The following is a 20376-nucleotide window of genomic DNA, read 5'->3' on the forward strand; positions in this document are numbered from 1 at the left end:
CCGGATCGCTTGCCGCCCACCCGCCACGCCCGGCGGGATCTGCAGCGGGGTTTTGGCCAGTGAAGGAGGCAGATCATGCGAGTTTCCCGCAAGCGCCGTGCAGGCGGCGAGGTCGGCAACAGGGATCGTCAGGAAGCAGCGCAGGCGCGCGTCAGCCTTTACGACGAGGTGACCGCGAAGATCATAGCGGAACTGGAAGCAGGGCGCTTCCCATGGGTTCAACCTTGGGATTCCAGCCGGTGCGGCGGGCCGGGCCTTCCCGTTAATGCACTCACCGCAAGGGCCTATTCGGGCATCAATGTGCTGCTGCTCTGGGGCGCGGCGATCGGCGCGGGCTATCCCTCGCAAAACTGGCTTACCTTTCGGCAGGCGCTGCAGGCAGGCGGGACCGTGCGCAAGGGCGAGAAGGGTGTGACCGTGGTCTATGCCGACCGCTTCATTCCCGAAGCGGAGAAGGCGCGCGCCCATGAGAGCGGAGACGACGCCCGCGCGGTGCCGTTCCTGAAACGCTTTACCGTCTTCAATGTCGCGCAGTGCGAAGGGCTGCGCCCAGATGCCCTGAACGCGCTGGTTACGCAGAACGCACCTTTGCCCGAGCGTGAAATCATCCCCCATGCCGAGGCCCTGATCGCGGCAACGGGTGCTGATTTCCGCATCGGCGGCGCGCAGGCCTATTATTCGCCCGGCGGCGATTATGTCGCGGTGCCGCCGCAACCCGCCTTTCGCGATTCTGTAAATTTCTACCGCACCGCTTTTCATGAATTCTCGCACTGGAGCGGAGCAGGGCACCGGCTCGGTCGCGACCTGTCCGGCCGTTTCGGCTCCAAAGCCTATGCGCGCGAGGAATTGTGCGCCGAGATTTCCGCCGCGTTCATCTGCGCGACCTTGGGGATCGCACCGACCGTGCGGCACGCCGATTATGTCGGATCGTGGCTCGAAGTGCTGCGCGAAGACAATCGCGCGATCTTCCGCGCGGCGGGGCAGGCGAGCAAGGCGGCGGACTATATCCTTGGCCACGGCGAGGCGATGACCGGCGACGAGCCGGGGAGGCAGGCGGCATGATCCTGCTCCCCACCGATCTTCGCCGCCGCTTGCTGGCACAGGGCGAGGCGCTCGGTGCCCGACAGGTGCCGCTGCTCAAACTCTTCAATCCTCTCGGCGCGGCTACGTGGCTGGCCTCGGAACTCGATGCCGATGGCGACACGCTGTTCGGGCTTGCCGACCTCGGTTTCGGATGCCCGGAACTCGGTTCGTTCAGTCTCGCCGAGATCGAAGCCTTGCGCCTTCGCTACGGGTGCCGGATCGAGCGTGACCGCACCTTTTCCGCCCGCTTCCCGCTCGTTGTCTATGCCGAAGCCGCAAGGCGGCAGGGCCGCATCGTCGAGCGCGAACGCTGGCTGTGCGAGGCCGCCATTTCGCTCGGCCTCGACCCCACGCAATTCCGGGCAAACCCGCACGGATGAGCCGCGCCGCTCTTGAAGGCGCTTATCCCGGCTGCGCCCGCGAGCCCTTACAAGACGCAGCGGATGCAGCCGGTCCACCCCCAGGAAAAGGAGTGAATCCTCATGCAACTGGCAAATATCGATCTTGGCAAGCTGTTCGTCAGCAAGACCAATATGCGGCACGGGACCAAGCCGCCCGACGTGTCCGACATTCTCGCCACGGTGAAGGCGCGCGGTGTCATCGTGCCGCTCATCGTGCGGGCGGGCGAAGACGAGGGCAGGCCCGGCATGTTCGCCATTATCGCCGGAGCGCGGCGTTTCCATGCAGCGACACTTGCAGCCAGCGAAAGCGGGGAGGCCGACGCGCTCCCATGCGCGGTCATGGACGCAGGCGACGATGCCGCCGCGCTCGAAGCCTCGCTGATCGAGAATATTGCCCGCCTCGATCCCGACGAGGTGGCGCAATGGGAAAGCTTTACCCGGTTGATCCAGAAGGAAGGGCGCAGCGTCGAACAGATCGCCCAGACCTTCGGGCTGACCGATCTTCATGTCCGCCGCGTTCTGGCGCTCGGCAATCTGCTGCCCCGCATCCGCACTCTCTATCGCGAAGGCGAGATCAACGCCGCCAGCATTCGCCATCTGACCCTCGCCACCAAGGCGCAGCAGAAGGCATGGCTGGCGCTGTTCGACAGTGAGGACGATTATTGCCCGACCGGGCACCAGCTCAAGTCCTGGCTGTTTGGCGGCGTGTCGATTTCCACGAAACACGCCCTGTTCCCGCTCGAAACCTACAAGGGGCGGATCATTGCCGACCTGTTCGGGGAGGATGGTATATTCGCCGACAGCGACCAGTTCTGGCGCGCGCAGAATGCCGCCATCGCAGCGAAGCGCGACGCCTTTCTGGCCGAGGGCTGGGGCGAGGTCGAGGTGATGGAGCCGGGGCAATATTTCCATTCATGGGAATATGAGCGCACGCCCAGAGACAAGGGCGGCAAGGTCTTCATCAGCATCAGCCATCAGGGCGAAGTCGAATGCCATGAAGGCTGGCTGTCGGGCCGGGACGCGAAGAAAGCCCGCGCGCTCGAGGCGCAAGACGGCAGGACCGAAGCCGACCGGCAGGCGGTGCGCGACCAGCGCAGCGAGACGACCGGTCCCTTGCAGACCTATATCGATCTGCACCGCCACGCCGCCGCGCGGGCCGTGCTGACCGATCATCCCGCCGTCGCGCTGCGGCTCATGGTCGCCCATGTCATTGCCGGTTCGCCGCTCTGGAATGTGCGGGTAGAAGGCCAGCATGTCCGCAATGAGGCCATTGCGACAAGCGTCGAAACCTGCGCTGCGGAAACGCTGTTCGACCAGAAGCGCCGTGCGGTTCTGGCTCTGCTCGACTTCCCGCCCGACGCGCCCAACGCAACCGGTGGCGGCGACGATCTCACGGCAATCTTCGCGCGGCTCATCGGCCTTGGCGATCATGACGTGATGGCAATCCTCGCCGTGGTCATGGGCGAGACGATGCAGGCGGGCAGCGCCATCGTCGAAGCGGTCGGCAGCTATCTGGAGGTGGATATGGCGCGTTTCTGGACGCCGGACGATGCGCTGTTCGACCTCATTCGTGACCGGCAGGTGGTCAATGCGCTGCTGCGCGAAGTGGCTGGCAAGGCGCTTGCCGACGGCAATGTCGCGGAAAAGATAAGCACGCAAAAGGCGATCATCCGCGATTGCCTGCACGGTGCCAATGGCCGCAAGCCGGCTGAGGGCTGGGTGCCGAAATGGCTGTGTTTCCCGGCCCAGAGCTACACCGTCCGGCCATTTGCGACACTGGCGAAATGGAAGCAGGTCGAGCCGCTCATCAAAGGCTTGCCAGTGCCGATGCCGCAGATCGATCCTTATGCCATCGCAGCGGAATGACCGGGCAAGGGGGCAGCGCATCGCTGCCCCCGGTTTCGCTGCTGTGGCAGTTGAAATAATCGCCGCCCGCGCATCCTTCGGATCTCGCGCGGGCGGCATGTCTTTTGCCCGGCAGGGCTTTGCCCTATCGCCAGGACACGGGGAGGGCATATGCCGAAAAGCGAAGAATTCCGCATCGAACTGGAGCGTCAGATCGCGCGGGCAGAAGCGCGCGGCCTTGCCTTTATCGAAGTGATTTCCGGCGAACTGCATCGCAATGTCGGTGGCTGTCCCGGCCCCGATCACCGCATGCCCGCCTGCTGTTCGGTGATGCGCGCGGCGATGCGCGGCGGCGATCAGATCGTCCATGCGCCGCCATCTGGGCAGGGCGCGACCTTGCGTATTCGCTACCAGCTTCCGCGCTAGACGGTTAGTCCGCACGTGCCGTTCGCGCTGCCACTTGACGACCATCCCGGCGCTGCAGGTGCTTTCCGGCGTGGCATTGTCCGGGCGCCGGATAGGATGGAATCCGAGTATTCGCGATCCATACGCACAGGTTTCAGACTCATGTTCGGGAACAACCCGCGCAGGAAGGGTGGTGCCCTTCATGCTGTTTGGGCCGGAGCCGATCCCCGGCTGCCTCATCGACCTATGGGCGCGGGCCAAGGCCGCGCAACCGGGCTGGCCTGCCTATTTTCCCCGCCGCGTAAACGCGGCTCCTCGCGCCCGCTTCGCTCCAAAATAGCCCGGCCAGTCCGGTCCTTCGCTGCGCTGCGGCCCTTTGGGTGCGGCCCTTCTCCCGCGCCCATCACGGTCCCGGCATCGCCGGGGATCGGCTCCGGCGAACAGATGAAGGAGCATTTCATGTCCACTCTCGGTATCGTTTCCCGCAACCCCGAAACCAACGAAATGCGTGGGTCAATCGCGCTGCTCGGACGCCGCAATCCGGTCGGCATCGAGATCGTCCCCAACCCCGCCAAGGCGCATGAACGCCAGCCCGACTTCCGCATCTTCAGCGGCGCCAACGAGCTGGGCGCGGGCTGGGTCAAGACCTCGCGCGAGACCGGCAAGCCCTATATCTCGCTGCGCATCTTCCATCCGCAGATCGCGCAATGGCCGATCTACGCCAATCTCGGCCGCGCTGCCGGCCAGGACGATGACGATGTGCTGGCGGTGATCGTCAACGAAGCCGCCTGATCGCCCCGCGAGGCTCCGTGTCCCCACCGGCGCGGAGCCTTCGCTGTCCGGCGAGGGGGTCGAAAAGCGATGCACGCAGAATCGACCCTGCCGGCCGCTGCGCCGCGCCCGCATTTTCCTGCCTCATCGCGGGCGGTCCCGATCCGTCCGCCTGGGTCAGGAAAGGATCGCTTATATGGATGACGACGCTTTCGACCGGGCCGGAAAGGCCCGCAAGGGCAGCCCGTTTCTGAACGCCAAGCAGGCCGCGCATTATCTCGGCATGCAGGCCAAAACGCTGGCCAATATGCGCTGGCGGGGCGAGGGGCCGCGCTACCGGCGGCATGGCGGCCGCGTCAATTATCATATCGACGACCTCGACGACTGGTCCCGCCGCACCCTCGCTGGTCTGCACTCCGGGGCTTCCGGAAAGGAGGCGGGCGATGCGTAAGCCGCGTGTATCCCGCCTGCCACGCCCCGCGCCTGCGCCCTTGCTCGAATGGGACCCGCCTCTCGCGCGCCAGCTGCGCGCCCGGCGCCGTCCGGTGCTGGCAGCGAGCATGATCGGCCTTGCCCTTCTGGGGCTGGCGACCGTGCTCGATTTTGCCATCCGCCCCGCGCCGCGTCTGGTCTGGAACGCTTCGGCGAGCGCTCCGGTCGGGCTCTGGCGCATCGATCCCCATGCGCGGCTTCAGACCGGCGACATGGTGCTGGCAAGGACACCGCGCAGCGTCCGGACGATGGCCGCGAGGCGTCGCTACCTGCCTGCCAACGTGCCCCTGCTCAAGCGCATCGCGGCCGAAAGCGGCGATGACGTCTGTGCGTTGGGGCGTAATATTTTCATCAACGGCTCATGGGTTGCCGCTCGCCGCAGCGCAGACACACGGGGCCGTCCGCTCCCATGGTGGAACGGTTGCGAGCGGCTCCGTGGCGGCCGGGTTCTGCTGCTCATGGATGCGCCGGATTCCTTCGACGGGCGCTATTTCGGGCCGGTCGATGAGGATGCGCTGATCGGAAAGGCGAGGCCGCTATGGCTGCGCTGATCCGCCTCGCCGCGCCGCTTCTGGTGGCACTCGTCATACCGTCCGGCAGTCTGGCGCAAACGCCGGAACCGGTCCTGGAAATCACTCCGGCAGTGGAGCGCTGGCGGCCGATCATTGCCGAAGCCTCGCAGCGTTTTGCCATACCGCAAGCCTGGATTGCCGCCGTCATGCAGGCGGAAAGTGCCGGACTGACGCATTGGAAGGGCCGCCCGATCACCAGTCCTGCAGGCGCGATGGGCCTGATGCAGCTTATGCCCGGCACCTGGAACGCGATGCGCCGCCGCCATGGTCTTGGCCCCGACCCTCACGATCCGCGCGACAATATCATGGCTGGAACCGCCTATCTTCGCGCGATGTATGACCGCTTCGGCTATCCCGGCCTGTTTGCGGCCTATAATGCAGGCCCCGGCCGTTATGCCGAGTATTTGCGCTCGCGAAGGCCGCTTCCGGGCGAGACCCGGGCCTATATCGCGCAGCTTGCAAGGAGCCCCGCAACGCAGGAAATGCCGCCTGCCATGCTGTCGGGAACGCGGCTGTTTTTCGCTCTGGAAGGGACGGATAAGACGATTGAATCTTCGCCTGCGCCACCCGGTTCGGAACCGGAAAACGCGATTTTCGTGCCTCTGAACATGTCTTCGGAGCATCGGAAATGAGCGCGTGGTCATGCGGAGAGGGAGTAATATCCGCTCGAGCCTGCCCAGTATCCGGCAGGCAGCAAACCGCCTCAAGGACGACGGTTCCCCCAATTTTACTGACGCAAAATCGGCTCCCCCATCGCCGCTCGCGCGGCCGCTTCGCGGTCCCTGACCCGGCCTGCTCCCTGCCGGAATCCGCCCCTGTCTTTACGAGATCAGGAGGCGATCATGGAACTTCTACAGCATATCGAAGAGCTTCGGGCCGAACTTGGGTGGAACGACGATCCTGCGGAGATCGCGCAGATCGAGGCCGAACTGGAGGCCGCTCTGCGGGAGCTGGAGCAGCATCCGAGAGGCCTCTGATCGGGGCCCGGGAACGGCACTGTTCAGCATCGTTCCCATCTCGGTCGAAGGTTGGCTGTGGTGACTGGGAAGGGTGGAGGAGCGCGAGGTCAGGGGAAGGGGGCGTAAGGCAAGATGAAAGAAATGGCGCCATGCCTTGCGGCCTTCTCGCCATAACTCACTGTCTGCACATCCTTTTTGCGGTGTTCGGCGATGGCGCTATCCGGCAAGCCATGGCGCCATGTGTCGCTATAACCCTTGGATTACTGCGCTTTTTAATGGCGCCATCCGGGCTGATCGCGGATTTCTGCCATGTCGCATGACGACGAGATCGAACCGCGTCTTGGCAAGCCGCGCAGCACGCCGATCCGGCGCGGTCGCAGCTATATGAGCCAGGTGCTCAAGGCCGCCAATCTCGCAGGCGGAATCAAGGCTGCCGGTGGGCGGCGAGGGGCCTTTCACGGCAATCGCTCCGGGGTAGGTGTCGGCGTGGGCCGGGTGCTCGCCTCGCGCGATCGGTTCGCGGCCTTCCGTCAGCACCGAGTTGTGGTCAAATCGCGCATCGTCCGGCTCGACCGGGCGAGGGGGATGGACGCTGCCCGTGCGCATCTGCGCTATATTCAGCGCGACGGCGTTACCCGCGAGGGCGCGCCCGGGCAGCTCTATTCCGCCGAGCAGGACAAGGCCGACGGCAGGAGCTTCCTCGACCGGCAGGCCGGTGACCGCCATCAGTTCCGCTTCATCGTGTCGCCGGAGGACGGTCAGAATTATGACGATCTGCGTGCCCTTACGCGCCGCCTGATGGCGCAGATGGAACAGGATCTCGGGACCGGCCTTGATTGGGTCGCGGTCGATCATTTCAACACCGGTCATCCCCACACCCATGTCGTTGTGCGCGGCAAGGACGAGCGTGGCCGTGACCTGGTCATCGCCCGCGAATATCTGACGGTCGGTATGCGTGAGCGCGCCGCCGAACTTGTCTCGCTCGATCTCGGCCCGCGAAGCGACCTCGAAATCGCCGACCGGCTTCAGAACGAAATCGGTCAGGAACGGCTGACCGGCATCGATCGCCGTTTGCTGCGCGGCATGGACTCGACCCGCGTAGTGGAAGCAAACGACCGCGATCCCTTCCAGCAAGGTTTGCGGGCAGGAAGGCTGCAGACACTTGGCCGGCTCGGGCTGGCCGAGGAAATCGCACCCGGCAGCTGGCGGCTCGCCGACGGGATGGAAGAGACATTGCGCCGCATGGGCGAGCGCGGCGACATCATCCGCACGATGCAGCGCGCGTTTACCGAGCATGGACTGGAACGCGCGGCGGCCGACTATGCCATTGCCGATCCGGTTTCCATGACGCCGATTATTGGACGGGTGGTCGAGCGAGGTCTGTCCGACGAGATGAACGACCGTCATTATCTGATCGTCGATGCGAGCGATGGACGCAGCCATTATGTCGATATCGGGAAGGGCGATGTCACGGAAGCAATCCCTACTGGCGCGGTGGTGCGGATCGAGGCCAGATCGACAGCCGCCCGCATGGTGGATCGCACTGTTGCTGAGATCGCTGCGGCTCATGGCGGGCGCTACTCGCTCGACATCCATTTGCGGCACGATCCCCATGCCTCGCAAACGTTCGCCGAAACCCATGTCCGGCGTCTGGAAGCCATGCGCAAGGCAATGGGGGGTCTGGAGCGTGAGGCCGATGGTACATGGATCATCGCTGCCGATCATCTCGAACGGGCAGCGGCCTTCGAGGCGCAGCGGGCGAAGGCAGCACCCGTCATCGTCAGCACCCTTTCATCATTGCCGCTCGACCGGCAGGTGGGCAGTGATGGGGCCACCTGGCTCGATCGGCAGTTAGTCGGTGCCGAAACCGACCAGTTCCGCGATGCCGGATTTGGGCGAGATGTTCACGAGGCGCTGGAGCGTCGACGGCAATGGCTGGTAGTAGAGGGGCTGGCAGAGGAAGAGCAGGGCCGCGTCATATTCCGGGCAAGTCTGTTGGAGACGCTTCGCCGGCGGGAATTGAACCATGTGGCAGGCCAACTCTCCGATGAGCTTGGATTGCGCTATACCGAGGCCAGATCGGGAGAACGGATTGAGGGCGTCTATCGTCGGCCCATCGAACTCGCCTCGGGGCGCTTTGCGCTGATCGAAAAGTCACGCGAGTTTACCCTTGTGCCATGGCGTCCCGTTCTTGATCGCCATGTCGGCAAACAGGTGTCCGGCATCATGCGGGGAGACAGCATCAACTGGACAATCGGACGTCAGCGGGGAGGGCCGTCGATTTCTTGAGGGGATCGGCAAACATGTTGGACACTCCGGTAAGTCCGCTTATGGGCAACAACTGGCTGGAGTGGTCGTTTGTTCATTTTGCCCGGTGGTCTGGGTCGTCGCCCCCCTAAATTGCCAGATGTGCAGTTTTCTAGATGTAGTGTCGGAATGGGAGGGGAGGTAAGTCACCAACCGGTGCGGCAGTCAGGATATCGCCGACGGCGTCGGCGAACTTCAATGTAACCGGCAGCCCATCGGCGAAAACGCACGCGTTGAAGTTGATCTTGGTCAGCCCGAGCACGTCGGTCATGACACGTGCAAGATCCGCCTCGCCACGATGGATTTCTACCAACAGCGGATTGGGCACCTCCCAGCCTGGATAGGTCGCGAGCCGCGGGATGAACCCCTTGGTCCACAAATAGCCGAGGCGTTCGCCGACCATATAGGCCGTTCCTCGCTGTACCGCCGTCTTGCCGAGACGCATCAGCTTCAGTTCGCTCGTCGGCCGGATGCGGACGCCAACCAAGCTGGTTTCGGCGGGAACCGCAGATGAAAAACCTGCCCATTCGTCATCGCTGAAGCGCGCCTTGCCATGAATGAATAGCTCGGTTGGCGGCATACCGTGCATGTCGCGATAGGCTTCGACAATCAGCGTCATGAGTTCGGCGGCTTTGGCCTGCGTCAGATGGAACGACTTGTCCGCCTCCGAATACCATGGCCCGACTGCACCGCGGAACACCACTCCGTCGCCGCTGTCGAGGAACATCTGCGCGCCACAACAGGCATTGGCGCCACCAAGCGCCGTGCCGTCTTTCTTGAAGACCAGGCCGACATAGCAGACGCCCGGCCGTACGTCTGCGAGCCGCCACGGCTTGCCGCTCGATTTGAAGAAAGCGGTGGTGCAGAGGTTCCAGGCGATCGTTGCGGGGTCCTGTGTTGCGCGGAGCGCCCGACCCTTGTCATCGACAAAGGATTCTGGATCGAGCGTCGTCTCGCGCACGATCTGAATGACCGCCTTTTGGTCGAGAAGCTTCGCCTTGAGCTGATGATGGAAGTTGAGTTCGAACCGGTAAATTTCGGCCGCCTCGACCTCCTCGGCAAAGAGCGACCCCATCTCGAGTACGAACTTTCCCGCGCGACGGCTCAGTCGCGCATCGCCTTTCACACGCTCGCCGCGCGGCACGATTGACTTAGGGCGACCGAAGCGATGGACATCCTCCGGTATGACGACGAACCACATCGTCGGCGGTGCTTCCTCCTGACGGAGGTAGCGCCGGATCGGTTCTTCAAAAATCGCGACCGCCTTCGAAATAGCTTCATGCCGATTCTCGATCCGGATGGCATTGGCAAGCGCACTGGCATCGACGGTGATTTCGGTGATCGGGCGCTCGGGCCAGCGCGTCTCGAATACCGCTTCAAATCCCGGCCAACTGGCATGATGCGCCGCATCGGGATTCGCCGAAGGGATATGTCCGCGGATCCGCTTGGCCCATGTCTTGAAGTGACCAATACCGGCAGCCGTGCCGATGACGCCGATCCGCATTTCGGCCGGATGTGCGCCATCTTCGAGCGGTCCGAACAGGAACAAACCATCTTTGGGATGCTCCATGCGCTGCTGATAGCCAAAGCCGAGTAGCGGTTCGGGAAGCTGGAGGAGCTTGAGCGGTGCCATCAGCCTTCCTCGTCGCCGAGGTCGTCTAGGTCAGGGCGATCTTCGCCGTCGTCGAGGCTATCGGCCGAAGTCTCGGTTTCAATCGCTTCCGCCTCGGCGGGCGAGATGCTGTCGCCAACGATCCGGGTGGGCGCTTCAAACGCCATCAGTTCGCCTGCAAGAGTAAGCTCTGCACTGCCGCCCAGCGGGATGCGGATGACACCGTCCTCACCGGCGAGGAAGCGGACATAGGCGTTGAGCAGCGTCCGCCATTGGTCGTTCCACCAATTCTTGCAGAAGCTTTTGCGCAGCCGTGCCATCTTCGGTTTACTTTCGATCGGCTTGCGGCCGTCTTCCGTGAACACAACCTGTGGCTTGAGCTCGAACAGCCATCGTCGGCCGACGACGGGATGAACCGTCACCGCGAAGCTCCAATAGACGTCACGCTTCTCGCTCCGCCCGGTCAGCCGCTTGCGCCGCCGCTTTCCGCTGCGATCATCGAAGACGACCGTGTCCTTTTCGATCAGCCCCCGTGGGACATACCAGCCGGTGCTGTTCGCAAATTCATAGGGCATTAGCCCCTTGCCCGTCGCAAAATTCTCCCAAGCCTGCCGAAGCAGATTCGCAATCATACGGCGGGCATCGGCACCGCGTAGCTGCGGGGCGTCCTCGGTCTGACCCGCGACGAAGCTCTGCAGGTCGACCGCATAACCATGTTCGACCGAGAGGTCGGGGGTCTCGGCCTCGACGATCTCGCCGGCGCGGGCAAAGCCGAGCCCCAGCCGATCCCAAGCGATGGCCGGCGTCTTAAACTGCCCAAGCGCCTTGGCGACCGCCTTGGGGTCGCCCCCATAGCGGTTGAGATAGACGGTGGCGGGCAGGCTGCTAATCCTGAGCCAACTCCCCTCGATGATCTCCGATTCCTGGGCGATCGCCGCGCTCTGTCGCAGCCGGAAATTGCGGAACTCAGCGATGCCCTGTTCGTGCGCGCTCTCGATTTTTGAGATCGCGCGTTCGTCAACCGCCTCAAGCAACCGGTGAAGACCTTCAGCCCAGTTACCGTTGAAGTTGATCGCGTTGAGCCGGATCACCTGCTCGGGAAACTCATCGAAGGGTAGATCGTCGAGACGAATGGGAATGATGAATTTGGGATTCTTGAGCTTGCGTGCGGTGGCAACCGCCAATGCGATCTCGTCAAGGACACCTGGCTTCAGAACCGACGATCGAGAGAGGACAAGCACCACAACCGCGGCATGATCCTTGATCGCATCACCAATATCGCGCCAGAAAGGTTCGCCGCCGATTAGGCGGAGCAAGTCGCTCCAGACGTGATAACCCGCACCGATAAGGCGAGTACCCAGCCAAGCGGTGAATTCATTGTCTTCGGGATTCGCATGGCTGATGAAAACCGTGCGGCGGACGGGTACATCGTCGGTGTCACTGATCTGGGAAGGTGTCTCGGCGTCGGCCATGATGCATATTGTCCAGCGTAACGATCCTAGCCCACCGCTGACAGGTTTTGCACCAATCCCCGGGTTGGCCGAATTAAACGTCGCGATCAGTAGGAGACCTAGTCCTCATCGTCGTTGAGGTCCGCCATAAGGTCAGCGACAGTCGTGAAGCGCGACGCGTTGCCGCGTGCCGCGGCTTCAAGGGCCGCCTCGGTCTCGCGGTTCGGCGAACGGACCTCGAAAGGCAAGCTGCGGTCGGCAACGACCCGGACGAGCATCATTCGAATTGCGTCAGAGACGGACAGCCCCATCGTGCCGAGCACGTCGGTAGCTTCCTTCTTCAACCCAGCGTCGATACGCGCTCTAACGACTTCAGCGGCGGCCATTGCTCTCTTCCAGTTTCGGTAGCCACATTGTAGCTACAACTCCTAAATGGGCCCTTACGACCGCCGGGTCAAGATTTTTGGCCTACCCCCTTTCTGGACTATCCCCAGCAGCACATGCAGCACTAGCAGCACGTATCAGAACAATCAGCACATATGAGTACTGCGAGCTTGCTACCAACCCGCTGGAATAGCTCGGGAATTTGAAAATCTCTGCAATAAATGCTGCAATCACCTTGTTGAGATGCAACATATCCGTAAAGCTTAGGGGTAAGAGTCGCGACAATCGTGCATCTCGATTCGCCCGCCAAAATACCTAAATCATTGATATTATTACTATTTTTCTCTTACAAGGTCGTCATTGGATCGGCGGTTGGCCGTCGGTCGGTAAAACAGAAGGAACTTTATGATGGCGACAGTACGGGAGGCCAGCGCAATCGCGAAGAAGCAGCAGGCGCTTCGCGACCACCTCTGGCCGGGCAAGGAGCAATGGCTGTGGGATCGCAAGAAGCAGAAAGGCTTCACCACGATACCGAAAACCATGCCCATGATCCTCAAGATAATGGACGAGATGACGAAGGGGACGCCGGTATCGGCGACCTACCTGACCCTCTGGTGCAACACCTGGGACAACAACTTCGTCATTCTGAACAAGAATCCCGACATGGCCAACGCGTCGGGCTTCGGTGGCCAGCGCGGCGAGCACACCTGGGCGACGCGGATGAAGCTGCTGCAGGATCTCGAATTCATCGACATCAAGCCCGGCAAGTCCGGGCCGCTGGGGAATGCGATCATCTGGAATCCGCATTTCATCCTACGGTGGCACCACCACATCAAAACGCCGGGTCTGACGGAAGCGAGCTACAACGCCCTGATCGAGACGGCGCTTGAGGTCGGGGTGGCGGATATGACGATGGATTGGCCGGTGCCGCATTCACCGAGAACGGCACCTCCGCCGCCGCCCCCGCCGCCGGCTATGCCGCCTGCGGTGCCCGCCGGCCCCGAGGCGCCGGCGGCGGATAGCAACGGGGTGGTGTGATGCGCGCGATCGAACGCACCACCAAATTCAAGCGCGACTATAAACGCGAGAAGAAGACCGATCCGGGGCTCGACGCCGTACTAGTGCCGGTGATCGAGCTTCTCGCGACGGATGAGCCGTTGCCGGAGAAGCTGCGCGATCATGCTTTGAGCGGTACCCGGGCGGGGTATCGCGACTGCCATGTCCGGCCCGACCTGGTGTTGATCTATGCCAAGCCCAACGACGAAACTCTGAGCCTCGTGCGTCTGGGATCGCACAGCGAACTCTTCTCATGAGCACGATCCGGCCGGTCGAGCTGGATATGATCGACCTTGTCTTCCGGGGCGGGGAGCGCGGCTATATCCTCAACTTCTCGAACCAGACGTTCGGCGAGTTCTTCGCGCTCGAACTAGACGTCGACATCGACGCCGAGATCTACAAGCGCGAGGGCACCTCGAAGGGCAAGCGCCTCCGCGGGTTCTTGACGATCGTCGATGATGGCACGGCCGCAAAGACACTCCGGCTTCTGTGGGACTATCGCGACGCGATGCTGAAGGGCTCCAATCAGGATGACCCTCAGCCCCTCGCCAAGAAGCAGGTCTTCGCCGTCGTGGCACGCCTCGAAGGCACGGCGACGGGAATCCCGACCGGCCTGGTGCCGGCACCGAAGCTCTCGATTCAGGATTGGTCCGGCCTTCTCACCCGGCTTCTAGGCGTGCGTGATCTTCCGGCGCAGGGCCGGGGCTATGCGTTTGAGGCTTATCTGAAAGAGCTATTTAACGCGTTCGGCATGGCGGCGCGTGAGCCCTTCAAGCTCTACGGCGAGCAGATCGACGGGAGCTTTCATCTCTCCGGCGAGACCTATCTGCTGGAAGCGAAGTGGCTCAACCGGAAAGTCAGCATCGCCGAGCTTCACGGCTTCCACGGCAAAATCGAACAGAAGGCCGCATGGGCACGGGGCCTGTTCGTGAGCTTCGGCGGATTCACAGAACAAGGGCTCGACGCCTTCGGCAAGGGCAAGAAGCTCGTTTGCATGGAAGGGCGCGAGATCAAGATCGCGCTCGAACGTGAGATCGGTATCGATGCTCTAATCGCGATGAAGGTTCGGCGCGCGGCCGAGACTGGCGCGGTCTTCACGCCGATCGAAACTCTCTTTCTCGAGTGAGGTAAGGATGACCTGCAGCCAAACGAGCCAATGCATCCTGACGACGGTCGGCTGCTTCATTTACGATTTCCAGACGCTGCTCACCGGCATTGTAGCGATCGGTGTCGCTATCGTCGCTGGCATTCCAGTTTGGAAGCAGTTGAAGGATACGAACCTTCAGACGCGAATCTCGCACCGCGAAACGCTGGCCACGCTGATGCGCGATGCGCTCGCCCGTTTCGGGAAAGTCGAGACTGCGATGCGCGAGCCGCTATCGATGGCCGATCGCCTGACGTTTTATCCCGATGGCGAGCCAATGGAGATCGACGCCGAAGGCGCGCATCAACTTGAACAAGCCTTCCACGGTGTGCTCGATTGGTATCTGGTAATCCTCGCGGATACCGAACATGCCGATATTGAGGCTCGGAAGTTGGAGCTGAGGAGCGCCATCGAAAAGCTCGTGTCGACACTCAGTGACGCGCACTGGGCCGACCATAACTCCCAGCAGGATGAAGATCACAATTTCTCAAATGAGGAGTGGGCCGAGATCGAAGCGCGCTGCGCTGCCGCTAAAATCGAGGCATCTTCTCGAGTCAGCAAGGTTTCGAAGGCCTATCGCGCGCTCACGGACGCCCATGAGGCTTGGGTGCTGTCGCTTCGCTGTCAGATTGCGAAACTTGATCGGAAGATTGTGTCTGCGTGAGGGATAGCTGAGCTTGACGACAAAAGGGGCAGCTTGTGGTCCATGCCGATCTAAAAGCTGCCTATCGGCATCGGCCCAGGAGGCGTCAACAATTGCCGCGTGACTGAATGTCCGGTTTTAACGGCCAAGCGCAACGCTGTGAATGGCGGCAATGTCGGCGATATGTGCCGGTGACCAATAGTCGACGTCGACCTGACGAGCCAATGACTGGTTCCAGCGGGCAATCGGTTACGTAATTTTCAGACTGCAGCGATTAATCCCAATCTTTATTCCGGGAGGGATCTGCACATGAACGATGACGCGCAGGAAGGCACGAATACCACGCTCGATGCACTAGGCCTCACGGCCCACGAACTCGGCAACATCGCAAATGCGACGTTCAAGTTTTTCAATCGCGACAGCATCAGGAAAGCCTTGAATGAGCTTCTAACCGCGAGTGCGGACACCGAAGCCCGAATCTGCCAGTCTCTGATGTCGCAGGCATTTTCAGGCGGTTACGGAGAGACAGGCAAGTATCTCGTCGCGCAGTTCACTAGTGAGATGATCGGTTCGAAAATTCAATTGCCCCAGCTGCTTGAACGGGTTCTGGCTGCGCCACACACTCATCGCGATCTGGCACATTGGTGGCTGCTAATGACCGCACTCGACGCGAGCTCTCGGTTTCAGATGAATTCTTGTGGCAATTGCGCGAGGGAGGAAACACTGACGGGGGCACTCCTGGAATGTCTTTCAGGCCGGGGGGAAGTCTGGGCTGAATACCTGCGTCCAGCCATCGGACGGATGGGCGCGGAGCTGCGCTTTCACGGCATCGATTTGCAGGTGCTGGGCGGTGAGCAGGAGACCGGCGGAGACTTCGGCTTGATCCTCGACTTCGACGGGAGAACGGTGCTTCCCAATGAACGAGGCCCCCTGGATCCGCGGTCGCGGATCGTTCCTCTCATTTTCCAAGCCAAACGGTATACGAGGCCGGAGGCCGACGTCTCGCAGCACAATCCAACCCGTGGCTATCAGAAGGACCGTCTAGCCACTAACGAGTGCACCTCAGCCTACGTGTTCTATGAGGATGGTCCCGCACCGATATCCAGCCCGTTGCCACCGCTCGTCAAGCTTGTCGGCAACGTGACGGGATACCGCACGACCGACACTCTAGATCAAAGTCTCGATCTTCCGAGCTTTCTCCTCCGAGCAGCTACCGACCAAGCGTTCGCGGCAGAAGCCGCGTCGCCCGAGGATGCCCTGCGTATGATCTATTCGAAAGCCGATCCGGAGCAGTTGCGGGCGCTAGTTGTGATCGCGAGTGATCCTGACGCCAGCCATCGCTATTCGTCATGGTTGAGCGCTCTGGCGCCGGAAATCCTGCATCGCCGAGGCCCGGAAGAACAGGAGTTGCGGCGCGACTAAGCGAGTAATCGGGGGTGATTGCCATACATCTGCAATAGCCCTCGCGCGAACCGGCGGCCCCATAGAGGGGTTGTCTACCAGCTGCTGTTTCGCCGGACACAATGGCCACTCTGAGGTCGACAGTACGGTCGCTACCTCCCTATCGCCGTCGGTGATCGCTTGATGCTTTGCCGAGCGCAACGAGCTTTGAGCCGAGCAACTCTCGGCCACCGGCGGGAGCCGATCTGTACGAGTGTACAGAGGGCAGCTTTCAATGTTTAGAATAATGCAGCCGAACGGCAGGAATGTCGGCGGAAAGCGACAAATGAATAGCACTCTATGCTGCGCGAAATTTCCGCCGATATGCAGCGGGAGATACGCCCATTTCGCGGCGGAAGGCGGCATGGAATGCGCTGTCGCTGAGGTAACCTGCCTGTGATGCCACCTCGCTGATGGTCTTCAATCCTGAGGCAAGCTGGCTTGCAGCCACACGCATGCGCCAGTTGGTGGCATAACTGACCGGCGGCATGCCAACGCGGCGGGCAAACCGCTCGGCAAAGGCTGATCGCGATGAGCCTGCAAGAGAGGCGAGTTCGTCGAGCCGCCAGTGGTGCGCTGGATCACCATGGATGGCCTGGAGCGCCCTTGCCACAGGAGGATCGGACAGTCCGCCGAGCCAGCTGGGGATGTCTGTGCCGCCACTGAAATGGCTGCGGAGAGCCTGCACGAACAGCAGGCGGATCATGTCGTCGCATGCGGCCCTCGCGCCGGGCAGATTGCTGCGCCATTCGGCATCGAGTTGGGCGATCAGCCATCCCATCGGTGAGGCGCCCGCTTGCTCGGCTTCAATCAACAACAGGCCGGTCAGCAGAGGCAAAAGCAAGTCTGCCTGAGCGCTATCGAAATTCACGCTGCCGCCCAGAATCTCGGTGTCCGGAGTTGATCCTACCTGACCACGACTGGCGTCGTTCGCAAACGCGCTCGCGGCATCGACCGGCGGCAGTTTCGGATCGCTCGCCAGCACGAAGGGTGTGCCTGCCACCATGAAGCAATCGCCGGATGATAATCGCCGCATAGAATCCTCTGCCAGGATCCAGCAGGTGCCGAAGCGAACGACGTTGAACTTCACGTGCGTGGGCGAGAACCGCAGCGCCCAGTCGCCGCCGGCAGTGAAACGCACACTGCACGCCGCGCTTGCCTGCACGATGCTGAGGACATCCGAAAGCGGATCCGCTGGTGCATCCTGGACGATCACGACAAGAATCCGGATGAATGAGGATCGATCATCCGGCCGCTTTACTCCAGAAATCCGCTCATGACGACATTGCAAGAACCCATCGGATCGCCTTTCGGCGCCGCATCCACCGCCGACGACGTCATCGCCGGTATCGACCTTTCTGGCCGCACTGCCATTGTCACGGGTGGCTATTCGGGCCTTGGGCTGGTGACGACCAGAGCGCTTTCCCGTGCTGGCGCGCAGGTGATCGTGCCAGCGCGCGACCTTGATCGGGCGGAAGCAGCGCTCGCTGGTCTCGAGAGCGTGGAAATCGCGCCCATGGACCTGATCGACGCCGTATCTGTTGCCGATTTTGCCAACGGCTTCATGGCCAGCAAGCGGCCGCTTCATCTGCTGATCAACAGCGCGGGCATCATGGCCTCGCCATTACGACGCGATGCCGCCGGGCATGAGGCGCAGTTCGCGACAAATCACCTCGGCCATTTCCGGCTTGCCTGCCTTCTCTGGCCCGCGCTGGCCGACCAGGGCGCTCGCGTCATTGCCGTGTCTTCCCGCGGGCACCAGATTGCGGGTGTCGATTTCGACGATATTGATTTTGAACGCCGTTCATACGACAAATGGGTGGCTTACGGGCAGTCCAAGACGGCGAACGTGCTGTTCGCCCGTGCTCTGGACCGGAGGGGCAAGGGCCATGGCGTTCGCGCTTTCTCGTTGCATCCCGGCCAGATCATCACTGATCTGGCGCGGCATCTCTCGAAAGAGGAGATGGCTGGGTTCGATGCACTCGACGCGCACGGCAAGCCGATCATCGACCCGGCACGCGGCATGAAGACGCCTGAGCAAGGCGCAGCAACCGCCCTCTGGTGCGCAACGAGCCCGCTTCTGGAAGGCATGGGCGGCGTTTATTGCGAAGATGGCGACATCGCCGGAATTAACCAAGCCGAAATAGGGCGCAAGGGCGTCGCGCCCTGGGCCATCGACGACGAGGCAGCCGAACGCCTCTGGACACTCTCGTCGCAATGGACGGGTTGCTCCTGCTAGACCACCCAGAAAGATGTTTGCGAGCAGAGAAGCGGACGCGCCGAACGCAACCCGCCCGCCTGCCTTCAATGCAGATGCTTCAGCTTGTCGGGATTGCGCATCACATAGATGGCGACAATCCGTTCGTGCTCGATCTCCAGCGCTGTGGTCTGCAGCTCGCCATCGGCTTCCCGTGTGACGAAACCAGGAAGGCCGTTGATCAGCCGCGTGTCGACCAGCTGAGAACCCTGCTTGCGGAACAGCACGGCCAACGCCTTGTGGAGCTGCAGTACCAGGCGGCTGCCGAAGATGGGGCGGACCACGGCAGGGCGCTTGCCGCCACCATCCGCATGCATCGCTACATCGCTAGCGAGCATTGCGCCCAGCGCAGCCATGTCCCCGCTGCGTGATGCTTCGAAGAAGGCTTGCGCGATGGCGAGGCCGCGCTGCTTCTCGACCGCAAAGCGCGGCCGCGCCTCGCGCACATGGGCGCGGGCCCGCGCGGCAAGCTGGCGGCAGGCGGCGGCATCCCGGTCGATGGTGGCGGCAACCTCGTCGAACGCCGCGCCGAACACATCGTGCAGCAGGAAGGCCGCACGCTCCAACGGTGACAGCCGCTCCAGCGCCAGCATTAGCGGCAGAGTCACGTCCTCTTCTTCCTCCTCGTCCAGCACCGGATCGGGCAACCAGGGGCCGATATAGGTCTCGCGGCGGTGGCGAGCAGATTTGAGGTGATCGAGGCAGAGGCGCGTAACCGTCGTGCGTAGGAAGGCCTCCGGCTCGCGGATTGCAGCGTCGTCGGTGCGCAGCCAGCGGATGAAGGCCTCCTGCACCACATCCTCCGCATCCGCGACCGAACCGAGCATGCGATAGGCGACCCGGATCAGCCGGGGGCGAAGCGGCTCAAAAGCTTCCAAGGCGGCGTCTGAGGGTTGCGGTTCCATCATTTGTTTGCCGCCCACGCCATGACTGGCACGCTGTCCTGCCTGCTGCCGAACACCGGATCCTGGAGTATTGCCTTGGCTCCTTCCGCTATCGCCTTGCCGGCCTGCACCGGATTCACAAGGGCTTCAAGATAGACGAAGCGCACATCGGATATGCCGATGGTGGACAGCACATCGGTGAAATAGCCGGTCAGATGGTCAGGCTGCCCGGCATCCTGGGCGGTGACCGCGCCGCCCGAGGTCACTACCACCAGCACTGGCCGATCGCCCAGCAGGCCGGTCTTCACGCCGTTTACGGGCGCGAAGCTGCGGCTGTGGCGAAGCACTAGGTCGATCCACAGCTTCAGGCATGCGGGCACAGTGTAATTGTGCATGGGCGTGGCGATGGTGATGAAGGCCGCATCCTCCACTTCGCGGATCAGCGTTTCGGAGAGGCCGAAGGCAGGATGATCGCTCGGCTGCCGCGCCAGCACCGCATCGGCATAGGAGGACGGAATGACCGACCGGGAAAGCGTCGACAGGTCGCGCTCCACAAGCGCCAGCGAGGGATCGGCCGCCTGAAGATTGGCGACAGCCTGCGCCGCCAGTGTGGCGCCGCGCGAGGCGGCGCCGTAGGGGCTGGCAAGGATGGAAAGAATGGACGCCATCA

At 62.3% G+C, this 20376-nt stretch carries 22 protein-coding genes; 16 read left to right on the top strand and 6 right to left on the bottom strand.

The genetic code is table 11. The features are described from left to right. Positions 1 to 75: 75 nt before the first annotated feature. The 10 genes from D2V17_RS03245 to rlxS all read left to right on the top strand — a co-directional run bounded on the left by D2V17_RS03245 (position 76) and on the right by rlxS (position 8817). Entirely contained in the window at positions 76 to 1062 is a 987-nt protein-coding gene (locus D2V17_RS03245) for an ArdC family protein (RefSeq protein ID WP_119591704.1), read from the top strand. After that, positions 1059 to 1463: a DUF2958 domain-containing protein gene (locus D2V17_RS03250; protein WP_119591705.1), complete on the top strand. Its 405-nt coding sequence runs from the start codon at positions 1059 to 1061 to the stop codon at positions 1461 to 1463. Before D2V17_RS03245 ends, D2V17_RS03250 begins: the two co-directional genes overlap by 4 nt. Before the next feature lie 102 nt (positions 1464 to 1565). After that, positions 1566 to 3350, top strand: coding sequence for a ParB/RepB/Spo0J family partition protein (locus D2V17_RS03255; protein ID WP_119591706.1), 1785 nt, complete (start codon positions 1566 to 1568; stop codon positions 3348 to 3350). A gap of 150 nt (positions 3351 to 3500) precedes the next feature. Beyond that, on the top strand, positions 3501 to 3755 hold the full coding sequence (locus D2V17_RS03260; RefSeq protein WP_119591707.1) for an HNH endonuclease: 255 nt from the start codon (positions 3501 to 3503) through the stop codon (positions 3753 to 3755). A gap of 438 nt (positions 3756 to 4193) precedes the next feature. Then, complete coding sequence (locus tag D2V17_RS03265) at positions 4194 to 4526, top strand: DUF736 domain-containing protein (RefSeq protein ID WP_030540676.1); 333 nt, start codon at positions 4194 to 4196, stop codon at positions 4524 to 4526. 175 nt (positions 4527 to 4701) lie between these two features. Beyond that, positions 4702 to 4956, top strand: a complete 255-nt coding sequence (locus tag D2V17_RS03270; protein WP_119591708.1) for a helix-turn-helix transcriptional regulator — start codon at positions 4702 to 4704, stop codon at positions 4954 to 4956. Continuing rightward, complete coding sequence (locus D2V17_RS03275) at positions 4949 to 5548, top strand: S26 family signal peptidase (protein ID WP_119591709.1); 600 nt, start codon at positions 4949 to 4951, stop codon at positions 5546 to 5548. The genes D2V17_RS03270 and D2V17_RS03275 overlap by 8 nt, the downstream gene beginning before the upstream one ends. Then, positions 5536 to 6201, top strand: a complete 666-nt coding sequence (locus D2V17_RS03280) for a lytic transglycosylase domain-containing protein (RefSeq protein ID WP_119591710.1) — start codon at positions 5536 to 5538, stop codon at positions 6199 to 6201. Before D2V17_RS03275 ends, D2V17_RS03280 begins: the two co-directional genes overlap by 13 nt. Before the next feature lie 210 nt (positions 6202 to 6411). Further along, positions 6412 to 6546, top strand: a complete 135-nt coding sequence (locus D2V17_RS21890) for a hypothetical protein (protein WP_281270530.1) — start codon at positions 6412 to 6414, stop codon at positions 6544 to 6546. A gap of 291 nt (positions 6547 to 6837) precedes the next feature. Further along, positions 6838 to 8817: a relaxase/mobilization nuclease RlxS gene (gene rlxS, locus D2V17_RS03285; protein WP_119591711.1), complete on the top strand. Its 1980-nt coding sequence runs from the start codon at positions 6838 to 6840 to the stop codon at positions 8815 to 8817. Between the two features lie 130 nt (positions 8818 to 8947). Here the strand turns inward: rlxS and D2V17_RS03290 are convergent, their stop codons facing one another. From D2V17_RS03290 to D2V17_RS03300, 3 genes are all read right to left on the bottom strand, one after another. Further along, positions 8948 to 10468 carry an argonaute/piwi family protein gene (locus tag D2V17_RS03290; RefSeq protein WP_119591712.1) on the bottom strand — a complete coding sequence of 507 codons (1521 nt, stop codon included), beginning with the start codon at positions 10466 to 10468 and terminating at the stop codon, positions 8948 to 8950. After that, positions 10468 to 11919 carry a toll/interleukin-1 receptor domain-containing protein gene (locus D2V17_RS03295; protein ID WP_119591713.1) on the bottom strand — a complete coding sequence of 484 codons (1452 nt, stop codon included), beginning with the start codon at positions 11917 to 11919 and terminating at the stop codon, positions 10468 to 10470. The genes D2V17_RS03290 and D2V17_RS03295 overlap by 1 nt, the downstream gene beginning before the upstream one ends. 98 nt (positions 11920 to 12017) lie before the next feature. Continuing rightward, positions 12018 to 12284, bottom strand: coding sequence for a type II toxin-antitoxin system RelB/DinJ family antitoxin (locus D2V17_RS03300; protein WP_119591714.1), 267 nt, complete (start codon positions 12282 to 12284; stop codon positions 12018 to 12020). 403 nt (positions 12285 to 12687) lie between these two features. Between D2V17_RS03300 and D2V17_RS03305 the strand changes: the two genes are divergently transcribed. The 5 genes from D2V17_RS03305 (at position 12688) to D2V17_RS03325 (ending at position 16547) form a co-directional block, all read left to right on the top strand. Further along, entirely contained in the window at positions 12688 to 13320 is a 633-nt protein-coding gene (locus D2V17_RS03305; protein ID WP_191229063.1) for a hypothetical protein, read from the top strand. After that, positions 13320 to 13595 (top strand): type II toxin-antitoxin system RelE/ParE family toxin, encoded by a 276-nt coding sequence (locus D2V17_RS03310; RefSeq protein WP_119591715.1) that lies wholly within the window; start codon positions 13320 to 13322, stop codon positions 13593 to 13595. The genes D2V17_RS03305 and D2V17_RS03310 overlap by 1 nt, the downstream gene beginning before the upstream one ends. Continuing rightward, entirely contained in the window at positions 13592 to 14464 is an 873-nt protein-coding gene (locus D2V17_RS03315; RefSeq protein ID WP_119591716.1) for a restriction endonuclease, read from the top strand. Before D2V17_RS03310 ends, D2V17_RS03315 begins: the two co-directional genes overlap by 4 nt. A 7-nt stretch (positions 14465 to 14471) precedes the next feature. After that, entirely contained in the window at positions 14472 to 15146 is a 675-nt protein-coding gene (locus tag D2V17_RS03320; protein ID WP_119591717.1) for a hypothetical protein, read from the top strand. A 288-nt stretch (positions 15147 to 15434) separates the two neighbouring features. Beyond that, entirely contained in the window at positions 15435 to 16547 is a 1113-nt protein-coding gene (locus tag D2V17_RS03325) for a hypothetical protein (RefSeq protein WP_119591718.1), read from the top strand. Positions 16548 to 16863: 316 nt separating this feature from the next. Here D2V17_RS03325 and D2V17_RS03330 read toward each other — a convergent pair whose 3' ends face one another. Then, on the bottom strand, positions 16864 to 17781 hold the full coding sequence (locus tag D2V17_RS03330; protein WP_220474056.1) for an AraC family transcriptional regulator: 918 nt from the start codon (positions 17779 to 17781) through the stop codon (positions 16864 to 16866). Between the two features lie 60 nt (positions 17782 to 17841). Here D2V17_RS03330 and D2V17_RS03335 point away from each other — a divergent pair, with 60 nt between their 5' ends. After that, complete coding sequence (locus tag D2V17_RS03335; RefSeq protein WP_119591719.1) at positions 17842 to 18804, top strand: oxidoreductase; 963 nt, start codon at positions 17842 to 17844, stop codon at positions 18802 to 18804. Between the two features lie 65 nt (positions 18805 to 18869). Here the strand turns inward: D2V17_RS03335 and D2V17_RS03340 are convergent, their stop codons facing one another. Next, positions 18870 to 19727 carry a sigma-70 family RNA polymerase sigma factor gene (locus tag D2V17_RS03340; protein ID WP_191229064.1) on the bottom strand — a complete coding sequence of 286 codons (858 nt, stop codon included), beginning with the start codon at positions 19725 to 19727 and terminating at the stop codon, positions 18870 to 18872. Then, a complete protein-coding gene (locus tag D2V17_RS03345; RefSeq protein ID WP_119591721.1) occupies positions 19727 to 20374 on the bottom strand; it encodes an FMN-dependent NADH-azoreductase in 648 nt (215 codons plus the stop codon). The genes D2V17_RS03340 and D2V17_RS03345 overlap by 1 nt, the downstream gene beginning before the upstream one ends. Positions 20375 to 20376 lie beyond the last annotated feature (2 nt).

The organism is Aurantiacibacter xanthus (assembly GCF_003584015.1).
GTDB classification, from domain to species: Bacteria; Pseudomonadota; Alphaproteobacteria; order Sphingomonadales; family Sphingomonadaceae; genus Alteraurantiacibacter; species Alteraurantiacibacter xanthus.

Excerpts from the sequence above, each read along its gene's own strand:
- D2V17_RS03320 (WP_119591717.1), top strand. The coding sequence starts at position 14,472 with ATGACCTGCAGCCAAACGAGCCAATGCATCCTGACGACGGTCGGCTGC.
- D2V17_RS03280 (WP_119591710.1), top strand. The coding sequence starts at position 5,536 with ATGGCTGCGCTGATCCGCCTCGCCGCGCCGCTTCTGGTGGCACTCGTC.
- D2V17_RS03310 (WP_119591715.1), top strand. The coding sequence starts at position 13,320 with ATGCGCGCGATCGAACGCACCACCAAATTCAAGCGCGACTATAAACGC.
- D2V17_RS03255 (WP_119591706.1), top strand. The coding sequence starts at position 1,566 with ATGCAACTGGCAAATATCGATCTTGGCAAGCTGTTCGTCAGCAAGACC.
- D2V17_RS03275 (WP_119591709.1), top strand. The coding sequence starts at position 4,949 with ATGCGTAAGCCGCGTGTATCCCGCCTGCCACGCCCCGCGCCTGCGCCC.
- D2V17_RS03270 (WP_119591708.1), top strand. The coding sequence starts at position 4,702 with ATGGATGACGACGCTTTCGACCGGGCCGGAAAGGCCCGCAAGGGCAGC.
- D2V17_RS03345 (WP_119591721.1), bottom strand. The coding sequence starts at position 20,374 with ATGGCGTCCATTCTTTCCATCCTTGCCAGCCCCTACGGCGCCGCCTCG.
- D2V17_RS03245 (WP_119591704.1), top strand. The coding sequence starts at position 76 with ATGCGAGTTTCCCGCAAGCGCCGTGCAGGCGGCGAGGTCGGCAACAGG.
- rlxS (WP_119591711.1), top strand. The coding sequence starts at position 6,838 with ATGTCGCATGACGACGAGATCGAACCGCGTCTTGGCAAGCCGCGCAGC.
- D2V17_RS03340 (WP_191229064.1), bottom strand. The coding sequence starts at position 19,727 with ATGGAACCGCAACCCTCAGACGCCGCCTTGGAAGCTTTTGAGCCGCTT.
- D2V17_RS03295 (WP_119591713.1), bottom strand. The coding sequence starts at position 11,919 with ATGGCCGACGCCGAGACACCTTCCCAGATCAGTGACACCGACGATGTA.
- D2V17_RS03315 (WP_119591716.1), top strand. The coding sequence starts at position 13,592 with ATGAGCACGATCCGGCCGGTCGAGCTGGATATGATCGACCTTGTCTTC.
- D2V17_RS03335 (WP_119591719.1), top strand. The coding sequence starts at position 17,842 with ATGACGACATTGCAAGAACCCATCGGATCGCCTTTCGGCGCCGCATCC.
- D2V17_RS03300 (WP_119591714.1), bottom strand. The coding sequence starts at position 12,284 with ATGGCCGCCGCTGAAGTCGTTAGAGCGCGTATCGACGCTGGGTTGAAG.
- D2V17_RS03305 (WP_191229063.1), top strand. The coding sequence starts at position 12,688 with ATGATGGCGACAGTACGGGAGGCCAGCGCAATCGCGAAGAAGCAGCAG.
- D2V17_RS03250 (WP_119591705.1), top strand. The coding sequence starts at position 1,059 with ATGATCCTGCTCCCCACCGATCTTCGCCGCCGCTTGCTGGCACAGGGC.
- D2V17_RS03260 (WP_119591707.1), top strand. The coding sequence starts at position 3,501 with ATGCCGAAAAGCGAAGAATTCCGCATCGAACTGGAGCGTCAGATCGCG.
- D2V17_RS21890 (WP_281270530.1), top strand. The coding sequence starts at position 6,412 with ATGGAACTTCTACAGCATATCGAAGAGCTTCGGGCCGAACTTGGGTGG.
- D2V17_RS03265 (WP_030540676.1), top strand. The coding sequence starts at position 4,194 with ATGTCCACTCTCGGTATCGTTTCCCGCAACCCCGAAACCAACGAAATG.
- D2V17_RS03325 (WP_119591718.1), top strand. The coding sequence starts at position 15,435 with ATGAACGATGACGCGCAGGAAGGCACGAATACCACGCTCGATGCACTA.
- D2V17_RS03290 (WP_119591712.1), bottom strand. The coding sequence starts at position 10,468 with ATGGCACCGCTCAAGCTCCTCCAGCTTCCCGAACCGCTACTCGGCTTT.